The sequence below is a fragment of the Streptomyces sp. NPDC014733 genome, assembly GCF_043083385.1.
Lineage (GTDB): Bacteria > Actinomycetota > Actinomycetes > Streptomycetales > Streptomycetaceae > Streptomyces.
The window spans coordinates 1,910-5,340 of the sequence record NZ_JBIBYO010000032.1 but is presented as its reverse complement, the minus strand read 5'-3'; the positions used below and the strand labels follow the sequence as shown (position 1 = coordinate 5,340).

The window sequence follows — 3,431 nt, the reverse complement described above, 5'->3', positions numbered from 1 at the left end:
ACACAGTGGACGCGAGCAACTGAGGACAAGCCCTCGGCCTATTAGTACCAGTCAACTCCACCGGTTACCCGGCTTCCATATCTGGCCTATCAACCCAGTCGTCTACTGGGAGCCTTACCCCATCAAGTGGGAGGGAGCCCTCATCTCGAAGCAGGCTTCCCGCTTAGATGCTTTCAGCGGTTATCCTTTCCGAACGTAGCCAACCAGCCATGCCCTTGGCAGGACAACTGGCACACCAGAGGTTCGTCCGTCCCGGTCCTCTCGTACTAGGGACAGCCCTTCTCAAGACTCCTACGCGCACAGCGGATAGGGACCGAACTGTCTCACGACGTTCTAAACCCAGCTCGCGTACCGCTTTAATGGGCGAACAGCCCAACCCTTGGGACCGACTCCAGCCCCAGGATGCGACGAGCCGACATCGAGGTGCCAAACCATCCCGTCGATATGGACTCTTGGGGAAGATCAGCCTGTTATCCCCGGGGTACCTTTTATCCGTTGAGCGACGGCGCTTCCACAAGCCACCGCCGGATCACTAGTCCCTACTTTCGTACCTGCTCGACCCGTCAGTCTCACAGTCAAGCTCCCTTGTGCACTTACACTCAACACCTGATTGCCAACCAGGCTGAGGGAACCTTTGGGCGCCTCCGTTACCCTTTAGGAGGCAACCGCCCCAGTTAAACTACCCACCAGACACTGTCCCTGATCCGGATCACGGACCCAGGTTAGACATCCAGCACGACCAGAGTGGTATTTCAACAACGACTCCACAACCACTGGCGTGATCGCTTCACAGTCTCCCACCTATCCTACACAAGCCGAACCGAACACCAATATCAAGCTATAGTAAAGGTCCCGGGGTCTTTCCGTCCTGCTGCGCGAAACGAGCATCTTTACTCGTAGTGCAATTTCACCGGGCCTATGGTTGAGACAGTCGAGAAGTCGTTACGCCATTCGTGCAGGTCGGAACTTACCCGACAAGGAATTTCGCTACCTTAGGATGGTTATAGTTACCACCGCCGTTTACTGGCGCTTAAGTTCTCAGCTTCGCCAACCCGAAAGTTGACTAACCGGTCCCCTTAACGTTCCAGCACCGGGCAGGCGTCAGTCCGTATACATCGCCTTACGGCTTCGCACGGACCTGTGTTTTTAGTAAACAGTCGCTTCTCGCTGGTCTCTGCGGCCACCACCAGCTCAGAGTGCAAAACTCATCACCAGCAATGGCCCCCCTTCTCCCGAAGTTACGGGGGCATTTTGCCGAGTTCCTTAACCATAGTTCACCCGAACGCCTCGGTATTCTCTACCTGACCACCTGAGTCGGTTTAGGGTACGGGCCGCCATGAAACTCGCTAGAGGCTTTTCTCGACAGCATAGGATCATCCACTTCACCACAATCGGCTCGGCATCAGGTCTCACCCTTCACGCCATCCGGATTTACCTGGATGACGGGCTACACCCTTACCCCGGGACAACCACCGCCCGGGCTGGACTACCTTCCTGCGTCACCCCATCACTCACCTACTACCACCTTGGTTCAGCGGCTCCACCACTCCCCTCAACTCCGAAGAGATCAGGGCGGCTTCACGGCCTTAGCATCAGAGGGCTCGATGTTTGACGCTTCAAAGCGGGTACCGGAATATCAACCGGTTGTCCATCGACTACGCCTGTCGGCCTCGCCTTAGGTCCCGACTTACCCTGGGCAGATCAGCTTGACCCAGGAACCCTTAGTCAATCGGCGCACACGTTTCCCACGTGTGTATCGCTACTCATGCCTGCATTCTCACTCGTGAACCGTCCACAACTCGTTTCCACGGCTGCTTCACCCGGCACACGACGCTCCCCTACCCATCACAACAGACGTTAGTCCTTATGCTGCAATGACATGACTTCGGCGGTGTGCTTGAGCCCCGCTACATTGTCGGCGCGGAATCACTTGACCAGTGAGCTATTACGCACTCTTTCAAGGATGGCTGCTTCTAAGCCAACCTCCTGGTTGTCTCTGCGACTCCACATCCTTTCCCACTTAGCACACGCTTAGGGGCCTTAGTCGATGCTCTGGGCTGTTTCCCTCTCGACCATGGAGCTTATCCCCCACAGTCTCACTGCCGCGCTCTCACTTACCGGCATTCGGAGTTTGGCTAAGGTCAGTAACCCGGTAGGGCCCATCGCCTATCCAGTGCTCTACCTCCGGCAAGAAACACACGACGCTGCACCTAAATGCATTTCGGGGAGAACCAGCTATCACGGAGTTTGATTGGCCTTTCACCCCTAACCACAGGTCATCCCCCAGGTTTTCAACCCTGGTGGGTTCGGTCCTCCACGAAGTCTTACCTCCGCTTCAACCTGCCCATGGCTAGATCACTCCGCTTCGGGTCTTGAGCATGCTACTAAAACGCCCTATTCGGACTCGCTTTCGCTACGGCTCCCCCACACGGGTTAACCTCGCAACATACCGCAAACTCGCAGGCTCATTCTTCAAAAGGCACGCAGTCACGACACAGAGACAAGTCTCTGTGCGACGCTCCCACGGCTTGTAGGCACACGGTTTCAGGTACTATTTCACTCCGCTCCCGCGGTACTTTTCACCATTCCCTCACGGTACTATCCGCTATCGGTCACCAGGGAATATTTAGGCTTAACGGGTGGTCCCGCCAGATTCACACGGGATTTCTCGGGCCCCGTGCTACTTGGGTGTCTCTCAAACGAGCCGTCAATGTTTCAGCTACGGGGGTCTTACCCTCTACGCCGGACCTTTCGCATGTCCTTCGCCTACATCAACGGTTTCTGACTCGCCTCACGGCCGGCAGACCGTGAAAGAGAGATCCCACAACCCCAACCACGCAACCCCTGCCGGGTATCACACGTGACTGGTTTGGCCTCATCCAGTTTCGCTCGCCACTACTCCCGGAATCACGGTTGTTTTCTCTTCCTGCGGGTACTGAGATGTTTCACTTCCCCGCGTTCCCTCCACACTGCCTATGTGTTCAGCAGCGGGTGACAGCCCATGACGACTGCCGGGTTTCCCCATTCGGACACCCCCGGATCAAAGCTCGGTTGACAGCTCCCCGGGGCCTATCGCGGCCTCCCACGTCCTTCATCGGTTCCTGGTGCCAAGGCATCCACCGTGCGCCCTTAAAAACTTGGCCACAGATGCTCGCGTCCACTGTGCAGTTCTCAAGCAACGACCAGCCACCCACCACCCCAACCCGAAGGCTGAGTTCACTGGGGCCGGCATCGCGAAGGTTCAGACTCGAAAGTCCGTACCCTCAGATACCCAACAGCGTGCCCGACACCCTCACTTGATACCTCGTGTTCCACGCCGAAGCAGTACTAACGATCACCAACCGAGTGTGCCGAGTAGTCAACGTTCCACCCATGAGCAACCAGTGCGAGACATTCGCTCACATCCTGGCCTCTGACCTCGTCCCGAAGGG

Annotated in this window: 1 rRNA gene; it reads right to left on the bottom strand. The window is 56.7% G+C overall.

Annotated features, from left to right (window positions below):
* Nucleotides 1-21: 21 nt before the first annotated feature.
* Nucleotides 22-3,143, bottom strand: a 23S ribosomal RNA gene (locus ACF1BH_RS30835).
* Nucleotides 3,144-3,431: the final 288 nt, after the last annotated feature.